17 protein-coding genes and 2 pseudogenes are annotated in these 15,524 nt (G+C 37.0%); all 19 read left to right on the top strand.

Annotated features, from left to right (window positions below; all coding sequences use genetic code 11):
* Nucleotide 1 precedes the first annotated feature (1 nt).
* Complete coding sequence (locus BN3326_RS09265) at nucleotides 2-673, top strand: vitamin B12 dependent-methionine synthase activation domain-containing protein (RefSeq protein ID WP_083258617.1); 672 nt, start codon at nucleotides 2-4, stop codon at nucleotides 671-673.
* Nucleotides 663-3,053 (top strand): homocysteine S-methyltransferase family protein, encoded by a 2,391-nt coding sequence (locus tag BN3326_RS09260; RefSeq protein WP_330389673.1) that lies wholly within the window; start codon nucleotides 663-665, stop codon nucleotides 3,051-3,053. Before BN3326_RS09265 ends, BN3326_RS09260 begins: the two co-directional genes overlap by 11 nt.
* Nucleotides 3,054-3,234: 181 nt before the next feature.
* Nucleotides 3,235-4,296 carry a sensor domain-containing diguanylate cyclase gene (locus BN3326_RS09255; protein WP_069998910.1) on the top strand — a complete coding sequence of 354 codons (1,062 nt, stop codon included), beginning with the start codon at nucleotides 3,235-3,237 and terminating at the stop codon, nucleotides 4,294-4,296.
* A 103-nt stretch (nucleotides 4,297-4,399) separates the two neighbouring features.
* On the top strand, nucleotides 4,400-5,554 hold the full coding sequence (gene wecB / locus BN3326_RS09250) for a non-hydrolyzing UDP-N-acetylglucosamine 2-epimerase (RefSeq protein ID WP_069998909.1): 1,155 nt from the start codon (nucleotides 4,400-4,402) through the stop codon (nucleotides 5,552-5,554).
* A 139-nt stretch (nucleotides 5,555-5,693) separates the two neighbouring features.
* A complete protein-coding gene (locus tag BN3326_RS09245) occupies nucleotides 5,694-5,918 on the top strand; it encodes an AtpZ/AtpI family protein (protein WP_083258616.1) in 225 nt (74 codons plus the stop codon).
* The gene (locus BN3326_RS09240; RefSeq protein ID WP_069998907.1) at nucleotides 5,915-6,292 is read left to right on the top strand and encodes an ATP synthase subunit I; all 378 of its coding nucleotides are present in this window, start codon (nucleotides 5,915-5,917) and stop codon (nucleotides 6,290-6,292) included. The genes BN3326_RS09245 and BN3326_RS09240 overlap by 4 nt, the downstream gene beginning before the upstream one ends.
* Before the next feature lie 55 nt (nucleotides 6,293-6,347).
* A complete protein-coding gene (gene atpB, locus BN3326_RS09235) occupies nucleotides 6,348-7,043 on the top strand; it encodes a F0F1 ATP synthase subunit A (protein ID WP_069998906.1) in 696 nt (231 codons plus the stop codon).
* Nucleotides 7,044-7,096: 53 nt separating this feature from the next.
* Nucleotides 7,097-7,360, top strand: a pseudogene (locus BN3326_RS22780) (ATP synthase Fo subunit C); the annotation flags it as partial.
* Nucleotides 7,334-7,606 carry an ATP synthase F0 subunit C gene (gene atpE / locus BN3326_RS22775; protein WP_442857204.1) on the top strand — a complete coding sequence of 91 codons (273 nt, stop codon included), beginning with the start codon at nucleotides 7,334-7,336 and terminating at the stop codon, nucleotides 7,604-7,606. The pseudogene BN3326_RS22780 and the gene atpE (BN3326_RS22775), both read left to right, overlap by 27 nt.
* A 44-nt stretch (nucleotides 7,607-7,650) precedes the next feature.
* Nucleotides 7,651-7,911 (top strand): annotated as a pseudogene (locus BN3326_RS22770) (ATP synthase Fo subunit C); the annotation flags it as partial.
* Entirely contained in the window at nucleotides 7,888-8,163 is a 276-nt protein-coding gene (gene atpE, locus BN3326_RS22765) for an ATP synthase F0 subunit C (protein ID WP_304441256.1), read from the top strand. The pseudogene BN3326_RS22770 and the gene atpE (BN3326_RS22765), both read left to right, overlap by 24 nt.
* A 44-nt stretch (nucleotides 8,164-8,207) precedes the next feature.
* Nucleotides 8,208-8,492, top strand: coding sequence for an ATP synthase F0 subunit C (gene atpE / locus BN3326_RS09220; protein ID WP_069998904.1), 285 nt, complete (start codon nucleotides 8,208-8,210; stop codon nucleotides 8,490-8,492).
* A gap of 40 nt (nucleotides 8,493-8,532) precedes the next feature.
* A complete protein-coding gene (atpF, locus tag BN3326_RS09215; RefSeq protein ID WP_083258615.1) occupies nucleotides 8,533-9,087 on the top strand; it encodes a F0F1 ATP synthase subunit B in 555 nt (184 codons plus the stop codon).
* Nucleotides 9,075-9,620, top strand: a complete 546-nt coding sequence (gene atpH, locus BN3326_RS09210; protein WP_069998903.1) for an ATP synthase F1 subunit delta — start codon at nucleotides 9,075-9,077, stop codon at nucleotides 9,618-9,620. The genes atpF and atpH overlap by 13 nt, the downstream gene beginning before the upstream one ends.
* A gap of 19 nt (nucleotides 9,621-9,639) precedes the next feature.
* Nucleotides 9,640-11,151, top strand: coding sequence for a F0F1 ATP synthase subunit alpha (atpA, locus tag BN3326_RS09205; protein WP_069998902.1), 1,512 nt, complete (start codon nucleotides 9,640-9,642; stop codon nucleotides 11,149-11,151).
* Between the two features lie 21 nt (nucleotides 11,152-11,172).
* Entirely contained in the window at nucleotides 11,173-12,042 is an 870-nt protein-coding gene (gene atpG, locus BN3326_RS09200) for an ATP synthase F1 subunit gamma (RefSeq protein ID WP_069998901.1), read from the top strand.
* Nucleotides 12,043-12,106: 64 nt separating this feature from the next.
* A complete protein-coding gene (gene atpD, locus BN3326_RS09195) occupies nucleotides 12,107-13,498 on the top strand; it encodes a F0F1 ATP synthase subunit beta (RefSeq protein ID WP_069998900.1) in 1,392 nt (463 codons plus the stop codon).
* Between the two features lie 9 nt (nucleotides 13,499-13,507).
* Nucleotides 13,508-13,909 carry an ATP synthase F1 subunit epsilon gene (atpC, locus tag BN3326_RS09190; RefSeq protein ID WP_069998899.1) on the top strand — a complete coding sequence of 134 codons (402 nt, stop codon included), beginning with the start codon at nucleotides 13,508-13,510 and terminating at the stop codon, nucleotides 13,907-13,909.
* Between the two features lie 520 nt (nucleotides 13,910-14,429).
* Nucleotides 14,430-15,455 (top strand): A/G-specific adenine glycosylase, encoded by a 1,026-nt coding sequence (mutY, locus tag BN3326_RS09185; RefSeq protein WP_069998898.1) that lies wholly within the window; start codon nucleotides 14,430-14,432, stop codon nucleotides 15,453-15,455.
* The last annotated feature ends 69 nt before the right edge of the window (nucleotides 15,456-15,524 follow it).

Genomic DNA, 15,524 nt, shown 5'->3' with positions numbered 1-15,524 from the left:
AATGAAGATTTCTGATTTAATGATACAAGAGGCGCTACGCTATATTCAAACCCCTAAAAATAAGTCAAATGATGATATTATTGAAAAAATAAGACATACATATGATAAGCTTGAGAAAATAGGCGGAGTAAAGAGTGTCTATAAGGTTTTACCTATCTATCTGGATGCAGAAGGCGTTTCGTTTGAAAATACGCACTTTAAGATTATAAGTAAGGATTTATTAAGGTTATTTGCAAATAGCAAAAAATGTTATATACTTGCTGTAACATTGGGACAAGAAGCAGACAGGCAGATTGCCTTAAGACAAAAAATAGATATGCTGGATGCACTTATTTTGGATGCGTGTGCATCGGTATGCGTAGAGCGTGCTTGTGATGAGCTTGAAAGTGAAATCATAAAGACGCTTAAAGAAGGTGAATTTCTCACGATGAGATTTAGTCCAGGTTATGGAGATGTTCCTTTAGAGGTTCAGCAAAGTCTTATTGATCTATTAGATGCTTCAAAAAGAATTGGGATCAGCCTTACTAAAACGAATATGCTTATTCCGACTAAATCCATAACAGCCTTAATTGGTGTATCAGATCAAAAAGAAAGCAGAATGAAAAGCTGCAAGTTATGTAATTTAAAAGAAGTATGTTTATATAAGAAAAGAGGAGATAAATGTGGTTTGTAATGTTCTAGGTAAAAAGCATCTGTTTTTTGATGGTGCGATGGGGACGGTTCTCCAAAACAAAGGTTTAAAGCTCGGAGAGCTGCCAGAAAGTTATAACTTTACGCATCCCCATGCAATAGAAAGTATTCATAGAGAATACTTAGAAGCTGGCGCACATTTTATAACAACCAATACTTTTGGAGCTAATCGCTATAAAATGAATAATACCTCCTATACTGTAGAACAAGTTATTACAAAAGCTATTGAGCTTGCAAAAAATGCAAGAACAGATTTTGATGAAAGATATATTGCATTAGATGTAGGCCCTAGTGGTAAAGTACTACAGCCTGTTGGTGATGTATCATTTGAAGAAGTTTATGAAGTGTTTAAAGAACAAGTAATAGCAGGAGAACAAGCAGGCTGTGATGTTATTTTATTTGAAACTTTTACGGATTTATATGAACTGAAGGCTGCGATACTTGCAGCAAAAGAGCATACAACATTACCAATATTTTGCACCATGAGTTTTGAAGAGAATGGACGTACATTCTTTGGGACGAGTATAGAAGCTATGGTGCTTACACTTGAAGGCCTTGGCGTTTCGGCGCTTGGTATAAACTGTTCTTTAGGACCCAAGCAACTTAAACCTATTGTAGATAAGGTGTTAAAGTTTGCATCGATACCTGTTATGGTACAGCCGAATGCAGGACTTCCGGTAATGAAAGAAGGCACCGCTCGATATGATATTACATCAGATGAATTTGCATCTTATATGAAAGCATTTGCGGATAGCGGTGTAAGCGTACTTGGAGGTTGTTGCGGGACAACTTGTGAATATATAGAAAAAATGGTGAACCAAATTGCGGGATCTATTTATACTATACCTGTTAAAAAAGAAATAACTGGCGTATGCAGTCACTCAAATACGGTGTTTTTTGATGATGTGGTTATTATAGGAGAGAGACTTAATCCAACAGGTAAAAAACTTTTGCAGGCAGCACTTAGAAATGGCGATATGGATTACGTCCTTAGAGAAGCTATTGTACAGGAAGAACAAGGGGCTCATCTATTAGATGTGAATATGGGGCTTCCAGACATTGACGAGGTCGGTATGTTAAGACAAGCTGTTATTGAGGTGCAGTCAGTTATTAACCTGCCCCTTCAAATAGATTCTTCAAATGTGAAAGCTTTAGAAGCAGCCGCAAGAATCTATAATGGCAAGCCGATAATTAATTCTGTAAATGGTAAAAAAGAAAGTTTAGAGACAATACTCCCCATTGCTAAGAAATATGGGGCGTGTGTACTTGGGCTTACATTAGATGAAAAGGGTATTCCAGAGTCAGCCGAAGAGAGACTTGCGGTAGCAGAAAAAATTGTTCAAAGAGCATTAGAGCTTGGAATACCTAAACAAGATATATTAATAGACTGTCTCGTAGTCACTGCATCAGCGCAGCAGGAACTTGTCTTTGAAACCCTAAGAGCAGTTAGACTTGTAAAAGAAAAACTTGGAGTGAAGACAGTTCTAGGGGTAAGTAATGTATCTTTTGGACTGCCTAATAGGCCGCTTATCAATAAAACCATGCTTGCTATGGCGCTTATGCAAGGACTTGATGCACCGATTATGAATCCAGGAGACACAGGGATGGTAGAAACTATTAATGCCTATAGGGTTCTTAGTGGAAAAGATAAAGGCTCAACACAGTATACAGATAATTATAGTGATGAAAAAAATAATCAGTCTAAAAATCAAGAACAAATATCAGCTGCTAGTGGCAGCGATTTAAAGCAAGCAATTAAAAGCGGGCTTAAAGAAGAGGCAAAACTTATTACAGGTGATTATTTAAAATCTATGCAGCCATTAGAAGTTATAGAAAATTATATTGTGCCCGCACTTAATGAAGTTGGGAACTTGTATGAAAGCCAAAGTATTTATTTGCCACAACTTATAAGGTCAGCGGAAGCTGCTAAAAAGTCTTTTGAAAAACTTCAGACAGAACTTATAAAAAGTAATACTGAACATGCCCTTGTTAAAACCAAGATTGTTCTTGCTACAGTTTATGGAGATATACATGATATTGGTAAAAATATTGTAAAAGTTATTATGGAAAATTATAATTTTGAAGTATTAGACCTTGGGAAAGATGTACCATCTGAAAAAATAGTTGATGCAGTTAAAAAGCATCACATTAAAATAGTTGGACTTAGTGCACTTATGACTACAACTGTCAGCAGTATGAAAGAAACTATAACGAGGCTCAGAGAAGAATGTCCTAAAGTTAAAGTTATTGTAGGTGGTGCTGTACTTACAGAAGAACTCGCAAATTATGTTGGTGCAGATTTTTATGCAAAAGATGCGATGGAAACAGTCAATATATCTAAGCGTATCTTGGAAACAAGGTAGTTTTAAACAGAAGATTATAAGTTTTTTTATATAATATTTGATTTTATTGTCAATTTAGTATAAATTAGTACTATAAGAATAGAAGAAGTGCCATGTTTAAACTGATACTTATAACAGGCTTTATTTATAGTTGATACAGGGATTTAAGAAGCATAGTTTTCCTTAAAGGGGGGATGGCGAAATGGATAGTGGACTTTCAGAGCAAAAACAATTTGAAATAGAACACTTAGAAATACAACTACAACAACAAAGAGGCATGTTGTGGCTGCTAGGCGAAATTATGAAAGAAGCTGTAAATATAAGCTCTTTCAGGCAGCTTATGGCTATATTAACAGATATGCTGATGGGTGTAATGGGCGTTACAACCTGTTATCTATGGATAGCTCAGGAACGAGACTATAAAGTTTATTTTAGAAGTGTAGAGCTGCAAAATGATTTTAGAGCAATTAAAGTAATGGAGATTCCAAGTGCTTTGAGAGATTTAAAAGGTTCATATACATTTGAAAAAGAGGAAATAGTCAGCCCACTAATTGACTGTATTAATGTCCCGCTTTCAAGACTAGCTGTCCCGCTTAAAAACTTTAATGATAATAGTATTTTTGGAGCCTTAGTATTAGAACACGAAGAACCTAACTTTTTTACAGATAACACCATTGCATTTTTTGAAACGCTTACTGTATTTATTTCTATTAATGCACAAAATTCAAGATTACTGCAGAGCGTTTCTAAAGAATCTCAGACAGACCCTTTAACAGGAGCCTACAACAGGCGGCATCTTCAAAAAGCGCTTGATAAAGTTTATCATGCTAAAAGTGTTATGACTGTAGCAGTTATAGATACCGACAACTTCAAACAGGTTAATGATATATTAGGACATCTTAAAGGAGATACGGTGCTTAAAGCTATTTCACAACTCGCAAAAGGTTCTGTAAAGGAGTATGGCGGAGAAGTTGTAAGATATGGAGGCGATGAATTTGTCATCCTTATTCCTGTTCCTATAGAAGAGGCTATACATATTCTAGAAGAATTTAGACAAGCAGTATATTATATTCAGCTGACTTATGATGTTGACATTCCTGTTACAGTAACGCTGGGGGTATGTACCTATCCAGATATGGCAGATGATCCGCATCAGGCTGTAAGGGCAGCTGATAATGCCTTAATTAGAGGCAAGATAAAGGGAAAAAACAGAGTAGTTTTAGCTGTAGATGAAGATATCGTAAAGAGTAGGATTGGAAAATAATCTTTAATGCAATAGTTCTTTTACAGTATAATCTTTATACTATTTAGTCATATTATAAGCATATAATGTGCGAATATTTTCAATATCAAGGAGTAATCATCTAATGAATAAAATAAAAGTAATGAGTATATTTGGTACTAGACCGGAAGCTGTTAAAATGGCGCCTCTAGTTAAAGAATTAGAAAAAAGTGAAGCAATAGAGAGCATAGTTTGTGTAACGGCACAACATAGAGAAATGTTAGATCAGGTACTTGATATATTTAAACTCGAAGCACATTACGATTTAGATATTATGAAGCAAAGACAAACTCTAACAGAGATTACTGTTAGAGTTTTAAAGGGATTAGAAGAAGTACTAGATCAGGCTAAGCCAGATATTGTACTTGTTCATGGAGATACTACCACTTCTTTTGTAGCAGCACTTGCAGCATTTTATAAACAAATACCGGTTGGACATGTAGAAGCAGGTCTTAGGACTTTTAACAGATATGAGCCTTTTCCAGAAGAAATGAATAGAAAACTTACAGGATCACTTGCCAATCTGCACTTTTCTCCGACACCTCTTGCAAAACAAAATTTGCTTAATGAAGCGGTAGAAGAAGAAAGTATATTTATTACAGGCAATACAGTTATTGATGCCCTTAAAACAACAATAGAACAAGATTATATGTTTTCTGTAGGGGAACTAAATGATATTGACTATGCTAAACGCAGAGTTATTACAATGACGGCCCATAGAAGAGAAAATTTAGGAGAGCCTCTAAGAAATATATGTGAGGCTGTTCGTCAGGTAGTTCTTGAACACGCGGATGTAGAAGTTGTTTATGCAGTGCATAAAAATCCTGCAGTACGAGAAGTAGTAGACAGTATACTAGGAGATGTGCCTAGGGTACATTTAGTGGAACCTTTAGATATCAAAGATATGCATAATTTAATGAGGCGTTCTTACCTTGTGCTTACAGACTCAGGTGGACTTCAGGAAGAAGTACCGTCTCTTGGGAAACCAGTACTCGTACTAAGAAATGTAACAGAAAGACCAGAAGGTATTGAAGCTGGGACTTTAAAGCTAGCAGGTGTAGAAAAAGATACTATTTATAAGCTTACAAAAGAGCTGCTGATGGATAAGAACCTTTATAGTCAAATGGCACAAGCTAAGAATCCATTTGGTGATGGAGAAGCTTCAAGGAGAATAGTGGAAGCGATCCTTTATCATTTTAAGAAAAGGAATGAAAGACCAGAGGATTATTGTTACAAGTAAAAAATAGAGAAGTTTGTCGTTAAATTTAGATTTTTTTGTAGGAATATGTTAAAAATTTACCAAAAAACAAAATTTTTGTAGAATTATATATGCGCAATGAGTTAAAATAACATGGGGAACTATCATAGGAGGCAGAGCAATGAAAAATAGCAGTTGGGCACGTTCTTTGATGTTAGTGTCGCAGTTGGGGATCTCTATGGTTACACCTATTTTATTATGTACATTATTAGGAGTTTTTTTGGATAACAAGATGAATACTGAGCCGTGGCTTACTATTGTGCTTATCATTTTAGGTGTGGGCGGCGCATTTAGAAATTTGTTTTATATCGTAGGCAAAGAGATTAAGAAGGGGGGAGACAAATGAGTATGACTTTTATTAAGAAAAACTTTATACCACTTAGTATGATAGCATTTTCCTTAATAGCATATACTATAGGCATGTTAGTAGTTGGTGATTCATGGAGCTGGACTAAAGGAGTATTCATTGGACTGCTATTTTCCCTTATTAAATTTAAGCTTATGGAAATCACATTTAATAAAGCAGTTGTTATGGAAGAGATTAAAGCAAAGAACTATGCTACAGCCCATTACATGCTAAGATATCTTCTTACTGGTGCAGTATTATTTATTGCGGTACTCGAACCTGGTATTCATATTTTAGGTGTGTTTTTAGGTCTTATCTCTATGAAAGTGGCAGCATATATGCAGCTTTTTTTGAAGAAATCAATGCGGCAATAAGAGCTTTTCTAAGCTCATTGCATATATATTTTAATACAGAAAGGAGTGTACGTAGGTGGAACAAAATATAGATTTTGGCATAAAAACTGTCGTCAAATTATTTGAGGTAGACGGTCAGGCAATAGGTATAACAACAACACATATTAACACATGGATAGTTATGGCTGTACTGACCATTATCGCAGTAATTGTGAGAATTAAGCTTAATAATTTTAAAGAAGTTCCGGAAAGTAAGTTGCAAAATATAGTTGAACTCATAGTAGATACATTTGAAAATTTTACTGCAAGTACTATGGGCAAAAACAATAAGGGGTTTTCCCATTTTTACGGGCCTATGTTTTTATTCATCCTATTATCAAATCTTTCAGGATTAGTTGGCCTTAGGCCACCTACTGCAGATCTTGCAACAACTCTTGCACTGGCTTTAACTACATTTTTTATGATCCATGGTTATGGCATAAAATCAAAAGGGCTTAGTTATTTCAAGGGATTTTTAGAGCCTATGCCTTTTTTATTACCGATTAACATTGTAGGAGAGCTTGCAACACCAATTTCACTGAGTTTCCGTCTGTTTGGAAACATATTAGGCGGAACAATCATTATGGGATTGTATTATGCTATGATGCCATGGTTTCTTACACTTGGGTTACCAGCTGTACTGCATATTTATTTTGATGTTTTTGCAGGGGCACTTCAAACCCTTATTTTTGTCATGCTCAGTATGACGTTTGTATCAAGTGCCATGGACTAAAAAGAAATGAGGTGAATAAAGTGACAGGAATGGTTGATTTACTTTTTGGATGGATGGAAAATGTAGATCCTAGAGCGCTTGTACTCGCATTTTCGGCCATTGGGGCAGGACTTGCTATGATAGCGGGCATAGGACCTGGTATAGGGCAAGGTTATGCAGCAGGCAAAGCCGCAGAAGCAATGGGGGCAAATCCTGAGAAAGGCGGAAAACCTGCAACACTTGTGATGCTAGTCGGATCGGCAGTTGCAGAAACATCAGGTATTTTCTCATTGGTTATTGCAATTGTTATGCTGTTTGCCAATCCACTTATTACTAAAGAGGGGATAGGCATAGTACTCGCATTTTCGGCCATTGGGGCAGGAACTGCAATGATAGCAGGAATGGGACCAGGTATTGGGCAAGGCTATGCAGCCGGTAAGGCCGCAGAAGCTGTTGGTAAGAAACCTGATCTGCAATCTCTTATCGTACGAACAATGCTTCTTGGACAGGCAGTTGCTCAAACAACAGGTATTTATGCGCTTATTATTGCATTATTATTGTTATTTGTTAACATCCTTAACTAACAAATCAGATTATCAAAAATGAGTATATTAAGGAGGGATTCAATATGGAAAATCCAATTGACCCAAGAGCAGTAATTTTAGCGTTTTCAGCTATTGGCGCAGGGCTTGCAATGATAGCAGGTATAGGACCTGGTATTGGACAAGGGTATGCTGCGGGCAAGGCGACAGAAGTAATGGGCAAAAATCCTAAAGAGGGCGGAAGGCCTGCAACACTTGTTATGTTATTAGGTGCTGCAGTTGCAGAGACTTCAGGTATCTTTGCACTGGTTGTAGCAATTGTTATGCTATTTGCTAATCCACTTGTTACAAGAGAAGGAATAGGGCTCGTACTCGCATTTTCAGCACTAGGTGCAGGGCTTTCTATGATAGCAGGTATAGGACCTGGTATAGGACAAGGTTATGCAGCTGGCAAAGCAGCAGAAGCTGTTGGCAAAAGACCTAAACTACAGCCTCTTGTTATAAGAACCATGCTTCTTGGACAAGCAGTTGCGCAGACAACAGGTATTTATGCGCTTATTATTGCTTTATTATTATTATTTGTTAATATTTTTAAATAATAAACTAAATGATCAAAGCTAGTATTTTAAGGAGGAATTTAATTATGGAAAATCAAATCGATGGAAAAGCTCTAATTTTAGCATGCTCAGCAATAGGTGCAGGACTTGCAATGATAGCAGGGATAGGACCAGGTATTGGACAAGGGTATGCAGCTGGTAAAGGTGCAGAAGCCGTAGGCCGTCAGCCAGAAGCGCAATCAGATGTAGTACGTACAATGCTTTTAGGAGCAGCGGTAGCAGAAACAACAGGGATTTATGGCCTTATTGTAGCAATTATTCTTTTATTTGCGAACCCACTTATTACAAGATATATGCAATTAATAGGATAATTAAAAAGCACTACTAGTATAGAAAGGAGGGTGCTTCCCTTTGAATACATCATTTATTACATTATTATCTGCCACAGAGCCAAGTAAAATTATCGGGTTTGATATGGCTTTACTTTGGGATTTAGGAGTTATATGGATATCACTTTTTGTGATCATATGGATTCTTTATAGACTTTTATTTAAGCCCGTAACGGAGTTTTTAGATAAAAGAAAAAATACTATCGCACAGACTATAAGTGACGCTGCAAGTCAAAAAGCAAGTGCAATAGAATTAAAGGCTGATTATGAAGCGAAGCTTAAAAATATTAAAGATGAAGCTAACCAAATCTTAAAAGATACAAGGGCAAAGGCACTTATAAGAGAAGAAGAAATCATCAAAGCTGCAAGAGAAGAAGCAGAAAATATTAAACAAAAAGCATTAAGTGACATCAAACTTGAGCAAGAACGTGTTAAAGATGATCTTAAAAAAGAAATGATAGAAATATCAACTATTATGGCCAGCAAGTTTGTGAGTGCCTCTATAGATGAAACAAAACATAATGCTCTAATTGACGAAATTATAAAAGAAGTGGGGGATGTACAGTGGCTCAGCTAGCTATTAAAAGATATGCTACTGCCCTATTTGACCTAGCTATTTCGGATAATAGGATAGAAGATTATGTAAAAGAAGCGGAGCTTATTGTAAATCTGTTTCGCGAAGAGCCCAATTTTGAAGTAATACTTCAAAGTAAAAAAGTAACTGTAGATGAGAAACTTTCCCTCATAGAAAAAATATTTGTTGATCAGGTATCACCAGCACTTGTTGGACTTATGATACTTACCGTTAAAAAGAGCAGGCAAGAATTTTTGCTTAATATTTTTGAAGCATTTTTGCAGATGGTAAAAAATCACAAAGGTATTTTAAAAGCAACAGTAACTTCGGCTGTAGCTCTTCAGGAAAGTCAGTTAGAAGCAATTAAAACACAGTTAGAAAATAGTACAAAGACTCAAATAGAGCTTGACACTGTGATAGATGCGTCTATTATAGCAGGACTTGTTATTAGAGTTGGAGATAAAGTTGTAGATGCAAGTATTAAAGGTAAAATGCAAACATTAAAGAAGCAGTTAACTGAGCTTAAACTTGCATAGAAAGGGGTGTAATAAGTTAATGAATCTGAGACCAGAAGAAATAAGCAGCATTATTAAAGAGCAGATTAAAAACTATACAGCGCACCTGGAAATAGCTGAGGTAGGAACTGTTATTACTGTAGGTGATGGTATTGCACGTATCCATGGCTTACAAAAAGCAATGGCAGGAGAGTTACTTGAGTTTCCGGGCAGTGTTTATGGTATGGTACTTAACCTAGAAGAAGACAATATTGGAGTTGTTCTTTTAGGTTCAGATCAAAATATTAAAGAAGGCGACACAGTGAAATCAACTGGTCGTGTTGTAGAGGTTCCAGTAGGCGATGCGCTTATGGGACGTGTTGTTAATGCCCTTGGTCAGCCAATAGATGGTAAAGGCCCTATTAACACAGATAAATTTAGAAGAGTTGAACGTATAGCACCAGGGGTTATTGAAAGAAAATCAGTAGATACACCACTTCAAACAGGGCTTAAAGCCATTGATGCAATGGTTCCTATTGGACGTGGACAAAGAGAGCTTATAATCGGAGATAGACAAACTGGTAAAACAGCACTTGCAATAGATACGATCATTAACCAAAAGGGTAAAGATGTATTATGTATTTATGTTGCTATTGGACAAAAAGCTTCTACAGTAGCACAAATTGTAAGTACGCTTGAAAAAAATGATGCGATGAGCTATACAACAGTTGTTGTATCTACAGCAAGTGAGCTTGCACCTCTTCAATATATTGCACCTTATGCAGGGGTTGCAATAGGTGAAGAATGGATGGAAAATGGTAAGGATGTACTTATTGTTTATGATGATCTATCTAAACATGCAGTAGCTTTTCGTACTATGGCCCTTCTTCTTAGAAGACCACCAGGTCGTGAAGCCTATCCAGGGGATGTATTCTACTTGCACTCTCGTCTTCTAGAAAGAGCTGCAAAGCTTTCAGACGAAAGAGGCGGCGGATCTATTACAGCCTTACCGATTATTGAAACACAAGCTGGAGATATCTCAGCTTATATTCCAACAAACGTTATTTCTATTACAGATGGACAAATCTTCTTAGAGACAGAACTCTTCAACGCAGGGGTAAGGCCAGCGGTTAACCCGGGTCTTTCGGTATCTCGTGTTGGAGGCGCTGCTCAGATTAAAGCGATGAAACAAATTGCAGGGCCTATCCGTGTTGAACTTGCGCAGTACCGTTCACTGGCATCCTTTGCACAATTTGGATCAGACCTTGATACTGCGACTCAAAATGCGCTTATGCAAGGAGAGCGTATTATGGAAGTGCTTAAGCAGGCGCAATATGCACCGCTTAGTGTTGCACATCAAATCGTTATATTATACGCTGCAACTAGAAAATATCTTTTAGATATACCAGTAGCGGAAGTTGTTAGATTCCAAAGTGAATTAGTTGAATTTGTTGATACGAAGTATCCAGAGATTCTTGCAGAGCTTGTTAAAAAAGAAGGTATTACAAAAGATCTGGAAGAAAAACTTAAAAATATTGTTGTGGAATTCAAACAAGGATTTAAAGCAAACTAATTAACAGAGAGGGTGCGATAAATGGCGTCTTTACAAGATATTAAAGGGCGAATACGAAGCATAGACAGCACCAAGAAAATTACGAGTGCCATGAACCTTGTAGCAACATCAAAGCTTCATAAAAGCAAGGAAGCTGCACTTAAAACAAGACCTTTTTTTAATAAAATGCTTACAACCATGCAGTCAATAGCTAAAAATGCAAATGGTATAGGATCTCCTTTTTTAAAGCCAAATGAATCTGATAAGGCACTCTATATAACCCTTTCAGCAGACAGAGGGCTTTGCGGAGGCTATAATGCAAATATTTGTAAAGTAGTTATGAAACATATAAAAGATGAGCAAAAAGCTCACTTAGTTGTAGTTGGAAAAAGAGGCAAAGAGCTGTTTAAAGCAAAAGGTTATAATGTTTTTAAAGAAATTTTAGGTATATCAGAAGAGCCTACCTATAAAGTGGCAAAAGAAATTGCTGATTACGCAATAGATAAGTTTATTAAAGGTGAAGTTGGAGAAGTATATCTGGCTTATACAGGTTTTAAATCTTCTATTCAGCAAGAGCCTACTATGATTCGCATTTTGCCAATAGATATAGAAAGTATAAAGAGTGAAGAAACTAGAGAAGACGGACTGCCAAATGATCTTTTAGTTTACGAACCATCAGCAGAAGCTGTGCTTGGATACGTTATTCCAAGATATGTAGCAGACGTAATATATGGTGGTCTGGTAGAAGCGAGTGCAAGTGAGCAAGGTGCAAGAATGACAGCGATGGATTCTGCAACTGAAAATGCAGAAGAAATTATGGAAAAGTTGAACATTCAGTACAATAGAGCGAGACAAGCAGCTATCACGCAAGAACTATCAGAGATTGTAGGCGGGGCCGAGGCACTCAAATAATTTATAATTAAACTGGCAGCAAAAAATGTCCAGGATTAATTCAAACAAAGGAGTGAAAGAGTACATGGCACAAAACATAGGACATATTGTTCAAATCATTGGTCCTGTCCTTGATATTAAATTTAGTCCGCAAAATCTTCCGGCGCTATATAACGCTATTAATATCAAAAAACAAGATGGAGAAACACTAGTAGTAGAAGTAGCACTCCATCTTGGAGATGATGTAGTACGTTGTATTGCGATGTCGGCTACAGATGGACTCGTAAGAGGAATGGAAGCCTTAGATACTGGAGCACCTATTTCAGTTCCAGTAGGTAATGCAACACTTGGACGTATATTTGATGTAACAGGACTTGCAGTAGATGGCAAAGAAAATCCAGATGTAGAAAAATGGCCTATTCATAGACCAGCGCCTACATTTGAAGAGCAGTCTACTTCAGCAGAAATTTTAGAAACAGGAATTAAAGTTGTTGATCTTATATGCCCATATCTTAAAGGTGGTAAAATCGGTCTTTTTGGTGGAGCAGGAGTAGGAAAAACAGTACTTATACAAGAACTTATTCGTAATATAGCAACCGAACATGGTGGATTTTCTGTATTTGCAGGAGTAGGTGAACGTACAAGAGAAGGAAATGACCTTTATCATGAAATGAGAGAGTCTGGGGTTCTAGATAAAACAACAATGGTATTTGGTCAGATGAATGAGCCACCAGGTGCCAGAATGCGTGTCGCATTAACTGGACTTACGATGGCGGAATATTTCCGTGATGAGTCAGGACAAGACGTACTATTATTCGTAGATAATATTTTCCGTTTTATTCAAGCTGGTTCAGAAGTTTCAGCACTTTTAGGACGTATTCCAAGTGCTGTTGGATACCAACCAACTCTTGCAACAGAAGTAGGCGCACTTCAAGAACGTATTACGTCTACTAAAAAAGGGTCTATTACATCAGTTCAGGCAGTATATGTACCAGCCGATGACTTAACTGACCCAGCACCAGCAACGACATTTGCCCATCTGGATGCAACAACAGTTCTTTCTCGTGCAATTGTTGAACAAGGGATTTACCCTGCGGTAGATCCACTGGAATCTACATCTCGTATCCTTGATCCTCAAGTTGTAGGGGAAGAACATTATGAAGTGTCTCGTGGTGTTCAAGAAATCCTTCAACGCTATAAAGAACTTCAGGACATTATAGCCATTTTAGGTATGGATGAGTTATCAGAAGAAGATAAAGTGGTTGTTAGCCGTGCACGTAAGATTCAAAAGTTCCTTTCACAACCATTCTTCGTAGCAGAAACATTTACGGGTATGGAAGGGAAATATGTGCCAGTTAAAGAAACTATTCGTGGATTTAGAGAAATTCTTGAAGGACTTCATGATGAACTGCCAGAAAATGCGTTTCTTATGGTAGGAACAATTGAAGATGCTATAGAAAAAGCTAAAACATTGTAGGTGATAGGTGTGGAAAAAAATAAACTAAGGCTTCAAATAATAACACCGCTTAAAATGATACTAGATGAAGAAGTAGAGACAGTGATACTGCATACAACAGAAGGGGATATGGGGATACTATATGACCATGAGCCGGTAGTTGCACTGCTTGGATATAACGTTATTCGCTATAAGCAAGATGGCGTACTAAAGAAAGCAACAACTATGGGAGGTTTTGCAGAGGTTACAACTGACAGTGTAGTTATTCTTACAGACGCCTCAGAGTTTCCGGACGACATAGATGTTGAAAGAGCTGCAAAAGCTAAAGAAAGAGCAGAAGGCCGCTTGTCACAAGATAGTATGGACAAAGTAAGAGCTGAGATTGCTCTTAAGAAAGCTATTGTAAGGCTGAACTTGAAAGAAGAAAGATAGAGTAGTATTTATAAAATGTATGGAGAGTGTCCTAAAGACCTGAAAAAAGGTATTTAGGGCACTTTATTTTATGATTTTGTTTTTTAGGTTATTGGATAAAGTCCGCAGGGGAGTGAGGGAACTCTTTTAGCTCTCCCGCCTACCCACCAGACTGTGCGAAAACTACTGCATATAGCAGTATATTAGGTATCTTTATAATTGAAGTCCTGATATTAGGTTCGCTTGGCAGGCAGGGGTATCTTACGACTTGACTCGGGTAGGCCGTGGGTTGGCGGGAAAGGCGTAAGGTATCCCTGTCAGCCTTACGAACCTTATATAGATACTCAATTTACAAAGAGTATTTGTAGTTTTTTGACTTCATATTAAAACGTAAAATAAACACTTATATTGCTTAATTTGAGAAAAATGGAGAAAAAAGTAAAAAAATATATATTTCCAAGGAAATAATATGTTTTAATTCCCGAACTTATGGTAAAATAAGTATAATATAAAATGTATTATATGACGGAAGGAATTTGCTATGGATTATGCAGAAAGATTACTAGCTTGGTTTGACATCAATAAAAGAGAAATGCCATGGAGAAACACAAATGATCCTTATGCGATATGGGTATCAGAAATTATGCTTCAGCAGACGCAGGTAGATACTGTGATTCCGTATTATGAAAGGTTTATAGATAGATTTCCGACTATTCATAGTTTAGCCAGTGCTTCTTTAGAAGAAGTTTATACTTACTGGCAGGGGCTTGGTTATTATAGAAGAGCTGAGAATTTACATAAGGGCGCTAGAATGATAGACGAAGTATATGGGGGCGTTTTCCCGACTGATAGTGACCTTATTAAGAAAATACCTGGAATTGGTCCATATACTTTGGGTGCTATTTTAAGTATTGCTTTTCATAAGCCTATTCCAGCGGTGGATGGCAACGTAATGAGAATACTTGCCAGACAATTTTTAATAGAAGAAGATGTTAGTATTGCTAAAAATAGAAAAATATTTGATGAAAGGGTTATGGCGCTTATGCCGAGTGATCCTAATCGATTTAATCAAGCTTTAATGGAACTCGGCGCACTGGTTTGTACTCCTAAAAACCCTAAATGTACCGCATGTCCGGTACAGACATTGTGCGGTGGCTATCAAACGGGAGTAGCAGAAAATTATCCAGTTAAAAGTAAAAAAGTAAACAGTAAGACTTTGTATTATTATGTCATTATTTTTAAAAAAGAACAAAGCTACTATATGGTTAAAAGGCCCGAAGAAGGGCTATTAGCAAATACTTGGGGATTTGTTATGTTAGATAAAACCGTTTTTGATAATATCAAGCACCAGTTGCTTCTGGTTAAACCACTGAACACAGTTAGGCATGTATTTACCCACCTTAAGTGGGAAATGAAGCCACTGTTAGTAAGCAATAGGGAGAATGAAATGCCAAAAGAGACTATGGATCAGATCTCACAGGGCAGGTTTGTGACATTGGCACAAATGGAAGCGCTGCCTATAGCCACAGCTTTTAAAAAGGTCATTGAGCAAATACCCAACAGATAAGCGATCGACAATATATTGGAAGATTTTATTACGAATATGAAGCAGGAATATTATGTTAAACCTAAATGA

The sequence above is a fragment of the Cellulosilyticum sp. I15G10I2 genome (assembly GCF_900095725.1).
Taxonomy (GTDB): Bacteria; Bacillota; Clostridia; order Lachnospirales; family Cellulosilyticaceae; genus FMMP01.
The sequence above is the reverse complement of the archived record's forward strand: the minus strand, read 5'-3'. Positions and strand labels throughout refer to the sequence as shown.

Excerpts from the sequence above, each read along its gene's own strand:
- atpA (WP_069998902.1), top strand. The coding sequence starts at position 9,640 with ATGAATCTGAGACCAGAAGAAATAAGCAGCATTATTAAAGAGCAGATT.
- atpG (WP_069998901.1), top strand. The coding sequence starts at position 11,173 with ATGGCGTCTTTACAAGATATTAAAGGGCGAATACGAAGCATAGACAGC.
- atpE (WP_304441256.1), top strand. The coding sequence starts at position 7,888 with ATGCTATTTGCTAATCCACTTGTTACAAGAGAAGGAATAGGGCTCGTA.
- mutY (WP_069998898.1), top strand. The coding sequence starts at position 14,430 with ATGGATTATGCAGAAAGATTACTAGCTTGGTTTGACATCAATAAAAGA.
- atpE (WP_069998904.1), top strand. The coding sequence starts at position 8,208 with ATGGAAAATCAAATCGATGGAAAAGCTCTAATTTTAGCATGCTCAGCA.
- BN3326_RS09245 (WP_083258616.1), top strand. The coding sequence starts at position 5,694 with ATGAAAAATAGCAGTTGGGCACGTTCTTTGATGTTAGTGTCGCAGTTG.
- atpD (WP_069998900.1), top strand. The coding sequence starts at position 12,107 with ATGGCACAAAACATAGGACATATTGTTCAAATCATTGGTCCTGTCCTT.
- BN3326_RS09255 (WP_069998910.1), top strand. The coding sequence starts at position 3,235 with ATGGATAGTGGACTTTCAGAGCAAAAACAATTTGAAATAGAACACTTA.
- BN3326_RS09240 (WP_069998907.1), top strand. The coding sequence starts at position 5,915 with ATGAGTATGACTTTTATTAAGAAAAACTTTATACCACTTAGTATGATA.
- BN3326_RS09265 (WP_083258617.1), top strand. The coding sequence starts at position 2 with ATGAAGATTTCTGATTTAATGATACAAGAGGCGCTACGCTATATTCAA.
- wecB (WP_069998909.1), top strand. The coding sequence starts at position 4,400 with ATGAATAAAATAAAAGTAATGAGTATATTTGGTACTAGACCGGAAGCT.